Annotated in this window: 16 protein-coding genes; 10 read left to right on the forward strand and 6 right to left on the reverse strand. The window is 67.6% G+C overall.

Annotation, left to right across the window (positions count from 1 at the left end; genetic code table 11):
• The first annotated feature begins 41 nt into the window (after window positions 1-41).
• Window positions 42-698: a hypothetical protein gene (locus ACW170_RS06495; RefSeq protein ID WP_492088839.1), complete on the forward strand. Its 657-nt coding sequence runs from the start codon at window positions 42-44 to the stop codon at window positions 696-698.
• A gap of 6 nt (window positions 699-704) precedes the next feature.
• On the opposite strand, the gene ACW170_RS06500 is transcribed toward ACW170_RS06495, so the two are convergent.
• Window positions 705-902 carry a hypothetical protein gene (locus tag ACW170_RS06500; protein WP_492088840.1) on the reverse strand — a complete coding sequence of 66 codons (198 nt, stop codon included), beginning with the start codon at window positions 900-902 and terminating at the stop codon, window positions 705-707.
• 12 nt (window positions 903-914) lie between these two features.
• Here ACW170_RS06500 and ACW170_RS06505 point away from each other — a divergent pair, with 12 nt between their 5' ends.
• Entirely contained in the window at window positions 915-1,778 is an 864-nt protein-coding gene (locus ACW170_RS06505; RefSeq protein WP_492088841.1) for a cation diffusion facilitator family transporter, read from the forward strand.
• A gap of 31 nt (window positions 1,779-1,809) precedes the next feature.
• Here the strand turns inward: ACW170_RS06505 and ACW170_RS06510 are convergent, their stop codons facing one another.
• Window positions 1,810-2,667 carry a glutamate racemase gene (locus tag ACW170_RS06510; protein WP_492088842.1) on the reverse strand — a complete coding sequence of 286 codons (858 nt, stop codon included), beginning with the start codon at window positions 2,665-2,667 and terminating at the stop codon, window positions 1,810-1,812.
• A 128-nt stretch (window positions 2,668-2,795) separates the two neighbouring features.
• On the opposite strand from ACW170_RS06510, the gene ACW170_RS06515 reads away from it, so the two are divergent.
• Window positions 2,796-4,973 (forward strand): M3 family metallopeptidase, encoded by a 2,178-nt coding sequence (locus ACW170_RS06515; protein ID WP_492088843.1) that lies wholly within the window; start codon window positions 2,796-2,798, stop codon window positions 4,971-4,973.
• A 70-nt stretch (window positions 4,974-5,043) separates the two neighbouring features.
• Here the strand turns inward: ACW170_RS06515 and ACW170_RS06520 are convergent, their stop codons facing one another.
• Complete coding sequence (locus ACW170_RS06520; protein WP_492088844.1) at window positions 5,044-5,325, reverse strand: UrcA family protein; 282 nt, start codon at window positions 5,323-5,325, stop codon at window positions 5,044-5,046.
• 243 nt (window positions 5,326-5,568) lie between these two features.
• Between ACW170_RS06520 and ACW170_RS06525 the strand changes: the two genes are divergently transcribed.
• A complete protein-coding gene (locus ACW170_RS06525; RefSeq protein WP_492088845.1) occupies window positions 5,569-6,534 on the forward strand; it encodes a magnesium and cobalt transport protein CorA in 966 nt (321 codons plus the stop codon).
• A gap of 45 nt (window positions 6,535-6,579) precedes the next feature.
• Here the strand turns inward: ACW170_RS06525 and ACW170_RS06530 are convergent, their stop codons facing one another.
• Both ACW170_RS06530 and ppc read right to left on the reverse strand, forming a co-directional pair.
• A complete protein-coding gene (locus tag ACW170_RS06530; protein WP_492088846.1) occupies window positions 6,580-6,921 on the reverse strand; it encodes a UrcA family protein in 342 nt (113 codons plus the stop codon).
• 138 nt (window positions 6,922-7,059) lie between these two features.
• Complete coding sequence (gene ppc / locus ACW170_RS06535) at window positions 7,060-9,759, reverse strand: phosphoenolpyruvate carboxylase (RefSeq protein WP_492088847.1); 2,700 nt, start codon at window positions 9,757-9,759, stop codon at window positions 7,060-7,062.
• A 171-nt stretch (window positions 9,760-9,930) separates the two neighbouring features.
• Here ppc and ACW170_RS06540 point away from each other — a divergent pair, with 171 nt between their 5' ends.
• Complete coding sequence (locus ACW170_RS06540; protein ID WP_492089143.1) at window positions 9,931-11,127, forward strand: divergent polysaccharide deacetylase family protein; 1,197 nt, start codon at window positions 9,931-9,933, stop codon at window positions 11,125-11,127.
• Window positions 11,127-11,603, forward strand: a complete 477-nt coding sequence (locus tag ACW170_RS06545; RefSeq protein ID WP_492088848.1) for an RNA pyrophosphohydrolase — start codon at window positions 11,127-11,129, stop codon at window positions 11,601-11,603. Before ACW170_RS06540 ends, ACW170_RS06545 begins: the two co-directional genes overlap by 1 nt.
• Before the next feature lie 45 nt (window positions 11,604-11,648).
• Here the strand turns inward: ACW170_RS06545 and ACW170_RS06550 are convergent, their stop codons facing one another.
• On the reverse strand, window positions 11,649-12,128 hold the full coding sequence (locus tag ACW170_RS06550) for an Hsp20 family protein (RefSeq protein ID WP_492088849.1): 480 nt from the start codon (window positions 12,126-12,128) through the stop codon (window positions 11,649-11,651).
• 256 nt (window positions 12,129-12,384) lie between these two features.
• Between ACW170_RS06550 and ACW170_RS06555 the strand changes: the two genes are divergently transcribed.
• The 4 genes from ACW170_RS06555 to ACW170_RS06570 all read left to right on the forward strand — a co-directional run bounded on the left by ACW170_RS06555 (window position 12,385) and on the right by ACW170_RS06570 (window position 15,942).
• The gene (locus ACW170_RS06555) at window positions 12,385-13,194 is read left to right on the forward strand and encodes a class I SAM-dependent methyltransferase (RefSeq protein ID WP_492088850.1); all 810 of its coding nucleotides are present in this window, start codon (window positions 12,385-12,387) and stop codon (window positions 13,192-13,194) included.
• An 89-nt stretch (window positions 13,195-13,283) separates the two neighbouring features.
• Window positions 13,284-14,198: a class I SAM-dependent methyltransferase gene (locus ACW170_RS06560; protein WP_492088851.1), complete on the forward strand. Its 915-nt coding sequence runs from the start codon at window positions 13,284-13,286 to the stop codon at window positions 14,196-14,198.
• Window positions 14,195-15,244 carry an alpha/beta fold hydrolase gene (locus ACW170_RS06565; RefSeq protein WP_492088852.1) on the forward strand — a complete coding sequence of 350 codons (1,050 nt, stop codon included), beginning with the start codon at window positions 14,195-14,197 and terminating at the stop codon, window positions 15,242-15,244. The genes ACW170_RS06560 and ACW170_RS06565 overlap by 4 nt, the downstream gene beginning before the upstream one ends.
• Before the next feature lie 44 nt (window positions 15,245-15,288).
• Entirely contained in the window at window positions 15,289-15,942 is a 654-nt protein-coding gene (locus ACW170_RS06570; protein WP_492088853.1) for a hypothetical protein, read from the forward strand.
• The last annotated feature ends 74 nt before the right edge of the window (window positions 15,943-16,016 follow it).

Raw genomic sequence — 16,016 nt, forward strand, 5'->3', positions numbered from 1 at the left:
TTGGCCTCGACTGTTATAAAGTAACGAGCTATAGGGCCGCCATGTCGCCCGTCTCCGAACCGTCCGTGCTGCTGTCCCTGCTCGGGGGCGGCTTCGTCGCGGCCTTCCTGCACGCGGCCCTGCCGACCCACTGGCTGCCCTTCACACTTGTGGGGCGGGCCCAGGGCTGGCGGGCGTCGCGGGTGCTGCTGGCGGTGACGGTGGCGGGCCTGGCCCATATCGCGACGACGGCGGTGGTCGGCGGCCTGATCGTGGCGGCGGGCCTGGCCCTGGACCAGTGGGTCGAGGGGCTTCTGCCCCATCTCGCGGCGGTGCTGCTGTTCCTGTTCGGCGCCTTCTACCTGGCGCGGGCGACCCTGCTGCGTCCGGTGACGGCCGGCGGGCCGCAAATTGCCGCCGCCGCCCCTGCCGTCTCCAACAAGGCGGCCTTCCTGGGCCTGGTGGCCATGATGGCGGTGTCGCCGGGCGAGGTGCTGTTGCCTATCTATCTGTCCTCGGCCTCGGAAGGCTTCGCCGCCTTGGTCCTGCTGACCCTGGTCTTCGCGGTCGGCACCATCGCCGGCATGGCGGTGTTCACCGCCCTGGCGAGCGCGGGGGCCTCCATCCTGCGGCTGGAGCGCTGGGCGCGATACGAGGGCGCGGTGCTGGGGGCGGCCCTGATCGCCCTGGGTCTGATGGTCGCCCTGCATCAGCATTGACGAGTATTACATGATAACATTCAATGCGTTATCATGTACCAGCTTGGCCGTTTGCGGAAATGGCGTATAGGCGGACACATGAGCGCCTCGCACGGACACGATCACGCCGATCACGCCGATCACGACCATGATCACGACCATGATCATGGTCATGCGCATGGCCATCATCACCATGGCCATGGGCATCACCACGGACACGGCCACGCTCACGGGCCGGTGGACACCGGCGACTGGCGCTACGCCGTCGGCCTGGTGGTCAATCTGGCCTTCGTCGTCTGCGAGTTCGGCGCGGGCCTGATCGCGGATTCCACCGCCCTGATGGCCGACGCCGGGCATAATCTGTCGGATGTGCTTGGCCTGGCCATGGCGGGCGGCGCGGCCTGGCTGGCGCGGCGTGGAGCCCATGGGGCGGCCGGTGGTCGGCGGACCTACGGCTTCGGCAAGGCCACTGTGCTGGCGGCCCTGGCCAACGCCCTGCTGCTGATCTTCGCCTGCGGGGCCATCGCCTTCGAGGCCGTGCGCCGCTTCGCCGAACCTGCGCCGGTCGGCTCGGGCGTCATCATGACGGTGGCGGCCATCGGCTTCGTCATCAATCTGGGCACGGCCCTGCTGTTCATGAAGTCCCAGCACGACCTGAACGCCCGCGGCGCCTATCTGCACATGATGGCCGACGCCGGGGTGTCGCTGGGGGTGGTGGCGGCGGGCGGGCTGATCATGCTGACCGGCTGGTCCCTGGTGGATCCGATCGTCAGCCTGGTCATCGTCGCCGTGATCCTGTGGTCGACCTGGGGGCTGCTGAAGGATTCGGTCAACCTGGCCATGGACGGCGCGCCCGGCGACGTGGACATGATCGGGCTGGAGCGGGCGCTTGCGGGGCTGGACGGGGTTCGCGAAGTCCATGACCTGCACGTCTGGGGCCTGTCCACCACCGAGACCGCCCTGACGGCCCACCTGGTTCATGACCGCGCGGATGGTGCGGCCTTGCTGATGGAGGCCCAGGCCGTGGCGAAACGCCATTCGATCCGCCACACGACGCTTCAGCTGGAAAACGAGGCCCTGCCGGATTGTCCGGGGTGTTGAAGAGGGCGCCGCGCGTCGGCGGCGGACTGCCCTACGCCCGCGCGAACGCCAGCGGCGCGCCCCAGAACTGCGACACCATTTCTGACTGCGGACCGGCCTGGCCCGTCGTCAGGAAGTCGCGGCGGCCGCTATCGCCCAGCTCATACTCGGGGTGCCGCGCGAAATAGCGCTCCAGCGCATCGGCCACGGCCGCCGGCTGGTTGATCAGCACCGTCCCCGCCGGCAGGGCCGAGGCGAACAGTTCGGCGATGATCTCGTAATGGGTGCAGCCCAGAATGGCCTTGTCCGGATGGCGGCCGACGCGGCGGCGCAGGGCGTCGACATGGTCGTCCACCACCACCTTCAGCTCCTCGCGCGGGGCGCCCAGTTCGATCAGGCCGGCCAGGCCGGGACAGGGCTCGGAAAAGACGGCGATGTCCTCGCGCCGCTTGTCGATCTCGATCTCGAACACGCGGCTGATGGCGGTGGCGGCGGTGCAGAAGACGCCGGTGATGTCGATGGCCTCGACCTTCTCGCCCTCTTGGGGTCGCTCCGCCTCGAAGCTCCAGGGCTTGCCGGTGGCGGCCTCGATGGTGGGCACGATGATGCCCAGCACATTGACCGGACGGCCCAACCGCTGGCGCAGGCCGGGGATCCAGGTCTGCTGCAGGCGGCGCAGGGCGATGGCGCTGGCGGTATTGCAGGCCAGGACCACGACCGAGGCGCCCGCGTCGAACAACCGCTCGCACCCCGTCTTGGTCAGTTCGACGATGTCTTCGCCGCCCCGCCCGCCATAGGGCGCGTGGGCCTGGTCGGCCAGATAGACGAAGTCGCGCTGCGGAAAGCGCCGGGTCAGTTCGCGATGGACGGTCAGGCCGCCCACGCCGGAGTCGAAAACGCCAATAGCCATGACCGCGCTTTAGAACAGTGCGACGATCGATCCAACAAGATTACGGGCCTTTAACGCCCCGCGCAGGTGACGATCCGCCCTGGCGCGCCTAAGTGTAGCCCCGACATGATTTTTCCACGGAGCATTCCATGCACAGACGCCAGCTTCTCATCGCGGGCGGCAGCCTGATGGCCCTCTCGGCCTGCGCCTCGACCGGATCCGGCGCCGCTTCCGTCGCGCCGCCCGCCATGGATCTGGCCGAAGAGGCCCGCATCGCCCGCGCCGTCCTGCCGGCCGTGACGCCCCGGGCCGAACTGCTGCAGCCCTGGACCGGGTCCTATGACGGCCTGCCGCCGTTCGACAAGGTGACCCCGGCCAAGCTGCGCGAGGCCATGCTGGAAGGCATCGAGCTGCAACGCGCCGACATCGCCGCCATCGCCAACAATCCGGAAGCCCCGACCTTCGCCAACACCATGGCGGCGCTGGAACTGGCCGGCGAGCCGCTGGACCGGGCGTCCAACCTGTATGGCGTCATGACCTCCAACATCGGCGGCGAAGCCTATGACGCCGTCGACACCGAACTGTCGCCCATCCTGTCCGCCGCCTCGGACGAGATCACCTTCAACGCCGCCCTGTTCCAGCGCGTCAAGACCATCGCGGACAACGCCGACGCCATGGGCCTGAGCGCCCAGCAGAAGCGTCTGGCCGAGCGTCGCCGCGACGCCTTCATCCGTTCGGGCGCCAATCTGGACGCGGCCGGCAAGGCCGAGCTGGGCCGGATCAACACCGCCCTGTCCAACGCCTTCACCCGCTTCGGCCAGAAGGTCGTCGCCGACGAGAACGCCTGGACCCTGATCCCGAACGAAGCCGGTCTGGCCGGCCTGCCCGCCTCGAACAAGGCCGCCGCCGCCTCGGCCGCGCGCGGCCGCAATCTACAAGGCTGGGCCATCCTGAACACCCGTTCGTCGGTCGATCCCTTCCTGACCTTCGCCGACGACCGGGCCCTGCGCGAGCAGGTCTGGAAGAAGTTCGTCAATCGCGGCGACAACGGCGACGCCAACGACACCAATGCGACCATCGCCGAGATCGTGAAGCTGCGCGACCAGAGGGCCAAGCTGCTGGGCTATCGCAACCATGCCGAACTGCGCATGCAGGACACCATGGCCAAGACCCCGGCCAATGCGCAGAGCCTGATGGACCGCGTCTGGGCGCCGGCCAAGGCCCGCGTGGCCGAGGAGGTCGCCGACATGAAGGCGATCGCCGGCTTCGACATCGAGCCCTGGGACTACCTCTACTTCGCCGAGAAGGTGCGCAAGGCCAAGTACGACCTCGATCAGAACCAGCTGAAGCCGTACTTCGAACTGAACGCCGTCCGCGCCGGCTCCTTCGCCATGGCCGAGCGTCTTTATGGCTTGAAATTCACCAAACTGCCCAAGGGTTCGGTGCCGACCTTCGAGCCGGACGTCGAGGTCTATGAGCTGCACGACAAGGCCACCGGCAAGCTGATCGGCCTGTATTACACCGACGACTACGCCCGTCCGGGCAAGCGTTCGGGCGCCTGGATGACCACCTATCGGTCCTTCTCGACCCTCGACGGCTCAAAGGTGATCCTGGGCTCGAACAACAACAACTTCACCAAGCCCGAGCCCGGCGAGCCGGTGCTGATCTCGCTGGACGACGCCGAGACCCTGTTCCACGAGTTCGGCCACACCCTGCACTACTTCTCGGCGAACGTGACCTATCCGTCGTTCGGCAATACGCCGCGCGACTTCGTCGAATATCCGTCGCAGGTGCACGAGCACTGGGTGCTGAGCCGGCCCATCCTAGACGGCTATCTGAAACACTATCAGACGGGCGAAGCCATGCCCCAGGCCCTGGTCGACAAGATCCAGGCCTCGTCCACCTTCAACCAGGGCTATGCGACGGTCAGCTATCTGTCGTCCGCCATCGTCGACATGGACCTGCACACGCAAACCACGCCGCCGACCGACATCGACGCCTTCGAGAAGGCCAGCCTGGCGCGCATCGGCATGCCCAGGGAGATCGTGATGCGGCACCGCCTGCCGCAGTTCAATCACCTGTTCACGTCCGACGCCTATTCGGCCGGCTACTACAGCTACCTCTGGTCCGAGACGATGGACGCCGACACCTGGGCCTATTTCGAGGAGTCGGGCGACGTCTTCAATCTGGACATCGCGGGCCGGTTCAAGTCGATCATGCTGGCGCCGGGCAACACTACCGACCGGGCCGAAGCCTATCGCGCCTTCCGCGGTCGCGACCCGGACGTGGCGGCTCTGCTGAAGGTCCGGGGTTTCCCGGTGTCCTGATCGGGCGGGCTTAGAGCGAAAGCCGATAACGGGGACGCCGTCGGACATCGGTCCGGCGGCGTCCTGCGTTTCAGGCCTCGAACGAGCGGCTGCCCCGGGCGTATTCGGTTCGGGCCTGCGCCGGCAGGTTCGACAGGGCCTCCTCGCGCACGCCTGCGCGGCAGGACAGGCGCTGGACGGGCGTACGGTTGTCGCAGAGCTGGTTGGCCAGTTGACGAATGCGGGTGTCCAGCCGCGCCGCGCCTTCGCGGGTGGTCAGGTCGAGATCCCCATAGGAGATGCGAAGGTCTGAAGCGGAGGCGGCGCTCGCAGCCAGGATGGCGGCGGTCGTTAGAGAGGCAATCCTGAACATGATCCTGTTTCCCTTTTTCTCGCCCCTCTATCGGCTGGGGCAGTGCAAGGTGGCTCAGAACCGCAGCCAAACGGCGAAGCTTCCGCGGCGGAAACACGGCCGAGTCATAATTCGGCGTCATGACATTTCGGACAGATGAACGTCGCTTGGACGGCCGCGAGGCCGACGCGTTCTTCGAGCGCATTTCGTCAGGCGCTGTCATGCCCTAAGGCGTAAGTAGCGCATCCGTTTTCGGGAGAATCCATGTCCGTCGTCGCCTCCTACGTCTACAAGGACGGCAAGCGCGTGCGGGCGGCGTCTCTGACGCACAAAGGTCTGGCCCTGAAGCTGGGCGAGTTCGTCTGGATCGGTCTGCACGATCCGACCGATGCCGAGTTCGACATTCTGGTGAAGCGGTTCCACCTCCACCCCCTGGCGGTCGAGGACGCCCTGTCAGCCCACCAGATGCCGAAGGTCGAGGTCTATGGCCGCGAGCTGTTCGTGGTGGCGCGCACGGCGGAAAAGCTGGACGACCATATCAGCTATGGCGAGACCCACGTCTTCGTCGGGACCGACCATGTCATTACGATCCGCCACGGCTCGGATCGGTCGCACACGGCCCTGCGCGCCCAGCTGGAGGCCGCGCCTGACCAACTGCGAGCCGGGCCGGACTTCGTCCTGCACGGGGTGCTGGACTTTATCGCCGACGCCTATGTGCCGATCGTCGACGGGGCCGAGGACAGTGTGCTTGAACTGGAGCAGAGGGCGCTGGACACCTTCCTGTCTCGCGCGGAAATCCGCCGACTGTTCACCCTGCGCCGCGAACTGCTGAAGTTCCGGCGCATCCTGGGGCCGATGGAGGAGGTGGCGGGCAAGCTCCAGTCGCTGGATTTGCCGTGTATCGACCCCGACATCCGCCCCTATTTCCGCGACATCGGCGACCATGTGCGGCGCGTCAACAGCCGGTTGAACGGTCTGACGGAAATCCTGGCCTCGGTGTTCGAGGTCGCCAATCTGCTGGAGCAGCAGAGGCAAGGCGTCATAACCCGCAAGCTGGCGTCCTGGGCGGCGCTTCTCGCCGTGCCCACGGCTATCGCCGGCATCTACGGGATGAATTTCGAGTTCATGCCTGAACTGCACTGGCGTTACGGCTACGCGGCCGTGATGGGCCTGATCGTCGCCGTCTGCGTCGGGCTGTACATCACCTTCAAACGCACGAAGTGGCTATAGGCTGACGTGTCGGCGAAGGGCGGACGCCCTTCGCCGACCGCAGCATCAGCTGTCGGCGAACAGGCCGACGGCCTGGACGATCTGACGCGCGCCGCGCGGGGCGCGGGCATAGTCGATCTGGCGCGAGCGCGGCAGTTGGCGCATCGCCTCGGCGCGAACGGCCGAGCGGCAGGCCTCGGTGCGGACGATCCGGCTGCCCGAGACCGAGAAGTTGCGGCACAGGTCGGCGGCGGCCTGGTCGATACGGTCGTCGAAGGCGGCGGCGCCGGCGGCGGTGGACAGGTCCAGATCGCTGAACGAGATCGAGGCCTTGTCCTGGGCCAGGGCGGGAACGGAAGACACGGACAGGACGGCGACGGCGAAGAGAACGGGGGAGAGAACCTTCATCGCTTTGCTCCTAGGAGAAAGATAATCGCCCGAAACGGCGACGAGGGCGCAATACGCGTGTTGTGTAACAGCACGATGAGGGTTCCGGCGCCGATGTGCGACAGCCGGATTAAATCGTCTTAAGGGTAATGGCCGCAATCAGCCGCTGTTGCGCAGCCCCGCGGCCACCCCGTTGATCGCGAGCAGGATTCCCTCGCGCACCCGCGGATCCTCGTCACCCGCCCGTCGCCGACGGATCAGCTCGATCTGCACATGGTTCAACGGCTCGACATAGGGCATCCGCAGCCGGATCAGACGATCCAGCTCCGGCTGGCCCCCAAGAAGCTTGTCATGGCCGGTGATGGCCAGGATGGCGTCGTGGGTTCTCTGCCATTCGTCGCGGATCTCGCCATAGATGCGGGCGGCCAGCGCGGCGTCGGTCACCAGGGTGGCGTAGCGCCGGGCGACGGTCATGTCCGACTTGGCCATGACCATTTCCATGTTCTGCACCAGGGTGCGGAAGAAGGGCCAGGCCTCGGCCATGGACTTCAGCCTGGCCATGTCCTGCCCCTCGACCGCCGAGCCGAAGCCGAACCAGCCGGGCAGCATGACCCGGCTCTGGGACCAGCTGAACACCCAGGGAATGGCCCGCAGATCCTCGATCCGCGTCGAGGCGGTCCGCGACGACGGGCGCGAGCCGATCTTCAGGTCGGCGATCTCGGCGATGGGGGTGGCGGCGCGGTAATAGTCGACGAAGCCGTCGGTCTCGTAGACCAGCTTGCGATAGGCGGCCATCGACCGGGCCGACAGGTCCGATAGGGTAGCGCCGTGTTCGGCGGTGAAGACCTGGTCCTTGCCCTGGCCCAGCGAGGCCAGGACCGCGCCGCAGGTCAGGGCGTCCAGATTGCGCAGGGCGATCTCGGGCTCGCCGTACTTGTTGGCGATGACCTCGCCCTGTTCGGTGGTGCGGATCCGACCCTGGACCGTGCCCTCCGGCTGGGCCAGCACCCCGGCGAAGGACGAGCCCCCGCCGCGTCCGACCGTGCCGCCGCGTCCGTGGAACAGCTGCAGCTTCAGACCCGCGGACTGCGTCACCTCGACCAGGGCGCGCGAGGCCTCGTGCAACTCCCAGCCGGACGTCAGATAGGAGCCGTCCTTGTTGGAGTCCGAATAGCCGATCATCACCTCCTGCACGCCGCGCGCCTTGGCCACGGCCAGGGCGGACGGCTCCTTCAGCAGACGCTCCAGCGTGGGCCGCGAGGCGCGCAGATCCTCGATGGTTTCGAACAGGGGGGCGGCCTGGATCGGGCAGGCGGCGGGATCCTCATGGCGATAGAGGCCGACCTCCTTCAACAGCAGATAGACTTCCAGCAGGTCCGAGGCCGCGTCGGTCTTGGACACGATGTGGGTGCGGATCGCCTGGGGGCCGAAGGCGGCCAGGGCGGCCGCGGCGGCCTGGAGAATGCCCCGCTCTTTCAGGGTCTCGGCGGCATAATCGGCATAGGGGCTGAACAACTGGCGCGGCGAGGCCAGTTCGGCCGCCAGCACCGCCAGCCGCCCTTCCTCGTCGAGAGCCGAATAGTCGGCGCAAACCCCGGCCGTCTTCAGCAGATCGGCGACGACCCGCTCGTGGACATCGGAATTCTGGCGCAGGTCCAGGGTCGCCATATGGAAGCCGAAGATCTCGACCGCCGTGACCAGGTCGTTCAGCCGGTCGTCGGCGAACACGCCGCCGTGGTGGTTCACCAGGCTGTCGTGCAGGATTCTGAGGTCGGCCTCGAAAGCGTCCGGGCCGGAATAGGGATCAGCCGCGACGACGGCGCGACGCGGCGGCGGGGTTCCGCCCCGCGCCTCATAGGTGGCGGCCAGACGCGCGTAGACCCCGGTCAGGGCGCGACGATAGGGCTCGTCGGCGCGCTGGGGCGAGGGGTCGTGGGCGGCGTCGGCCAGGGCCGCTAGCTCCGGCGAAACCTCGGCCAGTTCGGCCGCCAGGCTCAGCTCGGCGCCCAGGGCGTGAACCTCGTCCAGATAATAGCCCAGCACCGCGCGCGACTGGGTGCGGAAGGCGGCGGCCAGCACCGTCCCGTCAACGTTCGGATTGCCGTCCCGGTCGCCGCCGACCCAGGTGCCGACCCGCATGAAGGGTTGGAGGTCCGGGGCGTCCAGCAGGCGTCGCCAGGCCGACAGCTGTTTCGGCGCGACGCGCAGGAAGATGCGATCCAGGAAGGAGACGACCGTGTCGATCTCGTCCTGCACCACCAGCCCCTGGGTGCGGACCAGGCGCGTGGCCCACAGGATGACGATCTGGCGGCGCAGCGGCTCGTTGATCAGGGCCGGCGAACAGGCGTCTCCGGCCTTGTCGCAGGCGTCCAGCATGTCGGAAATGGCGGCGATCCGGTCGATGACGCTCTTGCGCCGCACCTCGGACGGGTGGGCCGTCAGGACCGGCGAGACCAGGGCTTCTTCCAGCAGGGCGCGCACCGCCGCCTTGTCCACCTTCTGCTCGGCCAGCCGCTGCAGGGCGCCTTCGGGCGTGTCGGGGCGGGCGCCGGCGACGGCCTGGCCCTGGGCGCGACGACGGGTGGCCCGGTCCTCGGCGATATTGGCCAGAAGCGAGAACAGGGCGAAGCCATGCGCCAGACCGGCGGCCTGATCGACCGACATGGTGGTCAGCAGCTTTTCCAGCCGCTTGGCCGGATGCGAGGCCGGGTCGCGGTGATAGGCCACCGAGGCCTGACGCACGGCCTCGACGTGTTCGAACAGGGCCTCGCCGCCCTCCTGACGAATGACGTCGCCCAGTATGCCGCCCAGCAGTCGGACTTCTTCGCGCAGGGCGTCGTCGGCGGCGGGCGTCATCATCGGTTTGTCCTAGGCGGGGGCAGGGAGACGGCCATGTGAAAGAGCCGAAACGCCCCCGTCAACGCACGATCCATGACAACGGGCGATAGAAGCGGTTCATGGTGAACGACCGTTAGGCTTTCTTAACCGGCGCGATGCGAGGATGAGGGCGAAGGATTCCGCCCCGTGTCCATGTTCGCCAAACGCCAGTCCGCTCTCGCCGCCGCCGCCGGTTCTCCGCCCGCCGCGCGTGGAAAGCCGAGCCTGAAGCCCGTCGTCGCCGTGCTGAAGAAGCCGCCGGTGATCGCCGGCCTGGCCGGTCTGTTCCTGCTCTCTACCGGCGCCCTGTTCCTGACTGTCCTGGGCGATCCGCATGCGGGCACGCCCTCGGCCCGTATCGCCCTGCACCGCGAGGAGGCGGCGGCGACGCCGACGCCGGCCCCGACCGGGTTCGAGGCCTTTTCCATGGGGGCCATGGGCCTGTATCAGGACCTGACGGGAACCGGCGATCCCTCCAGCGCGGCGGGCGGAGAGGCCGTGATCACCCTGCCGGACGGCGCCACCGTCTCGGGCGGCGCCAGCTATACCGCCCCGGTCCAGCCCGCCTCGCCCCTGCCCAAGGCCCCGATCGCCGGCCTGTCCCAACCCGGCCCCAGCGGCCCCCTGCCGATGATCGCGCCCGACGGCCGCGTCCCGGCCCAGGCCTATGCCCGACCCTTCCGCTCGAACGGCAAGCCGCGCGTGGCTCTGATCGTCGGCGGCCTGGGGCTGAACGCCGTCACCACCCGCGCCGCCATCGAACGCCTGCCGGCCGAGGTGACCCTCAGCTTCGTCCCCTATGCCGACAATCTCCAGTCCTGGATCGACCAGGCCCGCGCCCAGGGCCATGAGGTCATGCTGGAAATGCCGATGGAGCCCAGCGGCTATCCCGACAACGACCCCGGCCCCTACACCCTGCTGGCCAGCGGAACCCCGGACGACGTCCAGGCCAAGATGGACTGGCTGCTGGGCCGCGCTGTCGGCTATTTCGGCGTGACCAACTATCTTGGCGACCGGTTCGCGACCTCGGACACGGGGATGAACGCCTTCCTGTCGACCCTGCGCCAACGCGGGATCGCCTTCCTCGACGACGGCTCGTTCCAGCGTCGCCCCGGCGCCTGGGCCCGCGCCAGCGCCGACAAGGTCATCGATCAGACCCAGTCCCCCGCCGCCATCATCGCCGCCCTCAACAGTCTTGAGGCCCAGGCCAAGCTGCGCGGCTCGGCCCTGGGGACCGGCTTCTCCTATCCGGTCACGGTCGAGGCCGCCGCCCGCTGGACCGCCGGCTTGGAACAGCGCGGCCTGCAACTGGCGCCGGCCTCGGCCATGACCCTGCGGCCCGGCCGGTAATGACCGACCTCAGTCTGTACCGCCCCAATGTCGGGGTCGTGCTGTTCAACGCCGACGGTCTTGTCTGGTACGGCCGCCGCCACGCCACGCCCGGCCCGCATAACTGGCAGTTTCCGCAAGGGGGCGTGGACGAGGGCGAGGATCTGACAGCCGCCGCCCTGCGTGAACTGCGCGAGGAGACCGGGGTCGTCTCGGTCGAGTTCCTGGCGCGAACCGACGACTGGATTCTGTACGACTTCCCGCCCGAGGCGATGAACAACGCCAAGGCCTGGCGCGGCTTCGTCGGTCAGCGCCAGCAGTGGTTCGCCTTTCGCTTTACGGGCCAGGACAGTGAAATCGACCTGCAAGCCGACGACGAGATCGAGTTCGACGCCTGGCGCTGGGGTTCCCTGTCCGAGGCCTGCGACCTGATCGTGCCGTTCAAACGCCCGGCCTATGAACAGGTGGTCGCCGCCTTCGCGCATCTGGCGGCATAAAAAAGGGCGGCGCGAACGCCGCCCTTTCCAGTTCCATGGGGCCGATCAGGCCGCCTTGGCCTTGTCCGTCTTGGTCTTGCCTTCGATCAGGGGCTGGGCGCCGCCGATTTCGATGCGGCGGGGCTTCAACGCCTCAGGCAGTTCGCGCTTCAGCGAAATCGACAGCAGGCCGTTGACCAGATTGGCCTCGCTCACGACCACATAGTCGGCCAGCTGGAAGCGGCGCTCGAAATCGCGCTCGGCCAGGCCGCGGTGCAGATAGGTCTTCTGCGCCTCGGCGTCGTCATTGGCGGTCTTGCGGCCTGTCACGGTCAGCAGGTTTTCCTTCACCTCGATATTCAGCTCGTCGGGAGAGAATCCGGCGACGGCGATCTCGATGCGATAGGCGTTCTCGCCCGTGGTCTCGATATTATAGGGCGGATAGCCGCCGTCCTGGCTGGTCCGCGCGGCGGTCTCCAGCAGATTGGCAAGACGGTCGAAACCGACGGCCGAACGGTACAGCGGGGTGAAATCATAGGTACGCATCAGCATCCTCCTGAGGATCAGCAAGGTTGAGCCGCCCGGCGGTTTGCCCGGACGGTAGGAGTTCAGCTCAACGACCCGAAATCGGCGCCGTCGGTCTGGAGAGCCCGGAACCGGCGCTCTCGAGAGATGAAATGGGATGCGCCGAACGGGCGTCAAGGGGGCGGCCGTGCGCGACCAATCCCCGCGTCTCACGATCGTCATTTGCGCCGGCCGCTGCGCCCCGTATTGAAGATCACCCCTGATGAAGGAACACCCCATGCGTCTCGCCGCCTTCGGCCTCGCCGCCCTGCTGTCGACCGTCGCCGCGACGACGGCCTCCGCCCAGTCTCAAACCGCCCCCACTCAGGGCGCCTGGACCCCGCCGCGCTCGGCCCTGTCCAGCGCCATCCCGACCCTCGCCGAGGATGCGGCCCTTCAAGCCGCCGTCGCCGCCGAGACCCGGCCCGCCGCCGACCGCGCCCGCGACGCCGCCCGCCGCCCTTACGAGGCCCTGACCTTCTGGGGCCTGACGCCCGACATGACGGTGGTCGAGATCGAACCGGGCGGCGCCAGCTGGTGGCGGCATATTCTCGAACCCTATGCGGCGGCGACCGGTGGCCGCTATGTCGGCGTCAACCGTCCGCTGGAGAGCATGGGGGTCGAGCCCGGCTCGGCCGACTTCATCCTGGTGGCCCGCGCCTTCCACAACTGGTCGCGCAGCGGCCGCACCGAACCCTATCTGAAAGCCTTCTACGCCGCCTTGAAGCCTGGCGGGATCCTGGCCGTGGAACAGCACCGCAGCGCCGAGGGTCTGAACGTCGCCGACGTCGCCTCGACCGGCTATGTCCCCGAAAGCTATGTGATCCACGAGGCCCAGGACGCCGGCTTCGTGCTCGAGGCCCGCAGCGAGCTGAACGCCAATCCCAAGGACGACCACGACCACCCGTTCGGCGTCTGGACCCTGCCTCCGGTGCGTCAGTCCCAGGCCCGTGACGGCTCGGGCGCCCTGACCCCGGACCAGCGCGCGGCCTTCGATGCAATCGGCGAGAGTGACCGCATGACCCTGCGGTTCCGCAAGCCGGAATAGTCCCTTTTGACCCGCGCCGCGAACGTGAGTAAGCCCGTTCGACCAAGGTTTGCCGGACGCGGGGCCCGGCGTTCCGAGGGGGTGTTTTGATGGCTGAACTTTCTGCGATTTCCAGCGGCCTGTCGCGCCGGTTTCTGCTGTCCGGCGCGGCCGGACTGGCCCTGACCGGGACGTTAGCCGCCTGCGGACGCGAGAAGGACGCGGCTCCCAAGGCGCCGCCCGCCCCGGCCGGCCCGCCCGAAGGGTCGCTGGAATGGGCGCTCGCCGGCCCCTGGCGCGCCCAGGACCGGCCGCGCGACGCCTTCCGGCATCCGATGGAGACCCTGCGCTTCTTCGGCCTCAAGCCGACCATGACAGTGGTCGAGTTCTGGCCCGGCAGCGGCTGGTACACCGAAATCCTGGCCCCCTACCTGGCCGAGGGCGAGGGGACCTACGTCGCCGCCCTCTTCCCCGAAGGCCCGACCGCCGACCCGGCCCAGGCCGCCCTCAACGCCGCCTTCCAGACCCGGTTCAGCGGCGACAAAAAACTGTACGGCGAGCCCCAGTTCACCTTCTTCGGCGCGGGCTCCGGCCCCGTGGCGCCGGCGGGCACGGCCGATCTGTGCCTGTTCCTGCGCACCCTGCACGGCTGGATGGCCGCCGGGATCGCGGAAAAGGCCTTCTCCGACGCCTTTGCGGCCCTGAAGCCCGGCGGGGTTCTGGGCATCGAACAGCACCGTCTGGCCCCGGAAGAGGATCAGGATCCCGTGGCCGCCAACGGCTATGTCCAGGAGGCCTTCGTCAAACAGCTGGCGGCCGAGGCCGGCTTCGTCTTCGTCGCCGCCTCCGAGATCAACGCCAACGAAAAAGACACCAAGGACTATCCGTTCGGGGTCGACACCCTGCCGCCGATGCGCCTGACCGCCCCCCGGGGCGAACCCGCCGACCCCACGTTCGACCGGTCCAAGTTCGAAGAGATCGGCGAAAGCGACCGTATGACCTTGAAGTTCAGGAAACCCGAGTGAACCGCGCCCAAGCCTTCGCCGCCAATGCGCCCCTGATGGGGGTTCCCGGCGCCTCTTCGCCTCCGGGCGGCAAGGGCGACTGGTATCGCGGCGCCGGCGGCATGCGCCTGCGCGCCGCCCTGTGGATCCCCACCCATCTGACGGCCGAGACGGCGCGCGGCACCGTGGTGCTCAGCCCCGGCCGCACCGAGCCGATCGAGAAATATTTCGAGGTCATCGGCAATTTCCTGGCGCGCGGCTGGTGCGTCCTGGCCCACGACTGGCGCGGCCAGGGCCTGTCCGCCCGCCTGCTGCCGGACCGGCTCAAGGGCCACGCCCGCGCGGTCGAGGAATTCCTCGATGACTACGGCCGCCTGCTGGACGCGTTCGAAAGCCAGTGCCCCAAGCCCTGGATCATGGTCGGCCATTCGATGGGCGCCTGCCTGAACCTGCTGACGCTGGAAGCCGGCGAGACCCGTTTCGCGGGCGCCGTCCTGTCCAGCCCCATGCTGCGGATCAAGACCGGCAAGCGGTCGATGTGGTCGGTCAAGCTGGCGGTGCGCTGGAACATCCGCCACGGCCATGCGGGCGACTATATCCTGGGCGACCCGGACGATCCGTTCGACCACACCTTCGCCGAGGACGCCCTGACCTCGGACGAGACCCGCTACGAGATGTGGCGCCAGCAGCTGTACGCCTGCCCCCACCTGGCCATCGGCGGCCCCACCTACGGCTGGCTGGCCTTCGCCCTCGACGCCGGCGAGCGCGCCCTGAAGCCCAAGGCCCTGAAAACGGTCAAGATCCCGGTCTCGATCGTCCAGGCCGACGCCGACGACGTGGTCTGGAAACAGACCAGCCGCTGGGCCGCCAAACGCCTGGGCCGCGGCCGCTATGTCGAGGTCCCCGGCGCCAAGCACGAAGTCATCATGGAAGCCGACCCCATGCGCGCCGTCTTCCTCGACGAGTTCGACGCCATGGCCGACTACGTCTCGCCGCCCAAGGGGGCGACGGCTGATCCGTCGGCGCGGGTCGAGGACGTGACGGAAGAGCAGCCGTCAGTGGCGTGAGTTAGGGGGGCGTCGAACGTCGAGTCTGTACGCTAGGCCGAATCTTGCAACGCAACTCTCAAAGGCGTTCAGGAACTTTCAAAAATGAAGGACTGACTACAATCACTCCCGAGCAGGCTTTCGATGACATCGTAGTCCCGGCCCTCTTAGAATATGCGTTGGCCGAGACGGAGTTGACGACTGCGTGCGTCGCGAAACTCGACCTGACCGTTGCTCGGGCTAATGTCGTGCGCCGAGGGCGTACTGCCGCTATAGAACTCCACCAGTTCGCTGATAGGGTGTTTGAAAGCGTGCCTCGGCAGAGCTGGATGCCGGTTGCCGCGAATGTTCACGAGTTGCGGAAAGTCGTTGAGGACCAACACTGCGTGTTCGTTGGCGGCTCAAAGCCGATGAAAGACCTTAGCCTGCTCCACGACGTAGCGGATGCCTACAAGCATGTTCGCCTCGAACCACGCGCGAGCCGACGTGTTCTCTCTGAAACTGCGACGAACCTCATCTCCACTGGTTTCGGACAGCTTGCCTGGGGAGAGGGTAAGTGGGGTGGTGTCGAACAAGCCATCGTTGCCCAGAATGACGGGTGCCAGCGAGCTCTATCGTCAATCTTGCTGAACGCCGCCAATGCCTGGCTGGTGACGATGGGCAGGCCGCCGGACATCCATCTGATGACGCCAGAAAATCGACCCGACGACAAAGTCTAGCACTCGTAGATCATGCAAGGGTGGGGGCGGTTAGCCGACAATCTCCAAGTCTGCTTTGTAGTTCCCCGCGTCCG

The organism is Brevundimonas sp. FV2ps16 (assembly GCF_058681075.1).

Bases quoted from the DNA above. Each gene is read 5' to 3' on its own strand.
- ACW170_RS06555 (WP_492088850.1), top strand. From the start codon at position 12,385: ATGCGTCTCGCCGCCTTCGGCCTCGCCGCCCTGCTGTCGACCGTCGCC.
- ACW170_RS06495 (WP_492088839.1), top strand. From the start codon at position 42: ATGTCGCCCGTCTCCGAACCGTCCGTGCTGCTGTCCCTGCTCGGGGGC.
- ACW170_RS06515 (WP_492088843.1), top strand. From the start codon at position 2,796: ATGCACAGACGCCAGCTTCTCATCGCGGGCGGCAGCCTGATGGCCCTC.
- ACW170_RS06540 (WP_492089143.1), top strand. From the start codon at position 9,931: ATGTTCGCCAAACGCCAGTCCGCTCTCGCCGCCGCCGCCGGTTCTCCG.
- ACW170_RS06550 (WP_492088849.1), bottom strand. From the start codon at position 12,128: ATGCGTACCTATGATTTCACCCCGCTGTACCGTTCGGCCGTCGGTTTC.
- ppc (WP_492088847.1), bottom strand. From the start codon at position 9,759: ATGATGACGCCCGCCGCCGACGACGCCCTGCGCGAAGAAGTCCGACTG.
- ACW170_RS06510 (WP_492088842.1), bottom strand. From the start codon at position 2,667: ATGGCTATTGGCGTTTTCGACTCCGGCGTGGGCGGCCTGACCGTCCAT.
- ACW170_RS06530 (WP_492088846.1), bottom strand. From the start codon at position 6,921: ATGAAGGTTCTCTCCCCCGTTCTCTTCGCCGTCGCCGTCCTGTCCGTG.
- ACW170_RS06520 (WP_492088844.1), bottom strand. From the start codon at position 5,325: ATGTTCAGGATTGCCTCTCTAACGACCGCCGCCATCCTGGCTGCGAGC.
- ACW170_RS06545 (WP_492088848.1), top strand. From the start codon at position 11,127: ATGACCGACCTCAGTCTGTACCGCCCCAATGTCGGGGTCGTGCTGTTC.
- ACW170_RS06560 (WP_492088851.1), top strand. From the start codon at position 13,284: ATGGCTGAACTTTCTGCGATTTCCAGCGGCCTGTCGCGCCGGTTTCTG.
- ACW170_RS06525 (WP_492088845.1), top strand. From the start codon at position 5,569: ATGTCCGTCGTCGCCTCCTACGTCTACAAGGACGGCAAGCGCGTGCGG.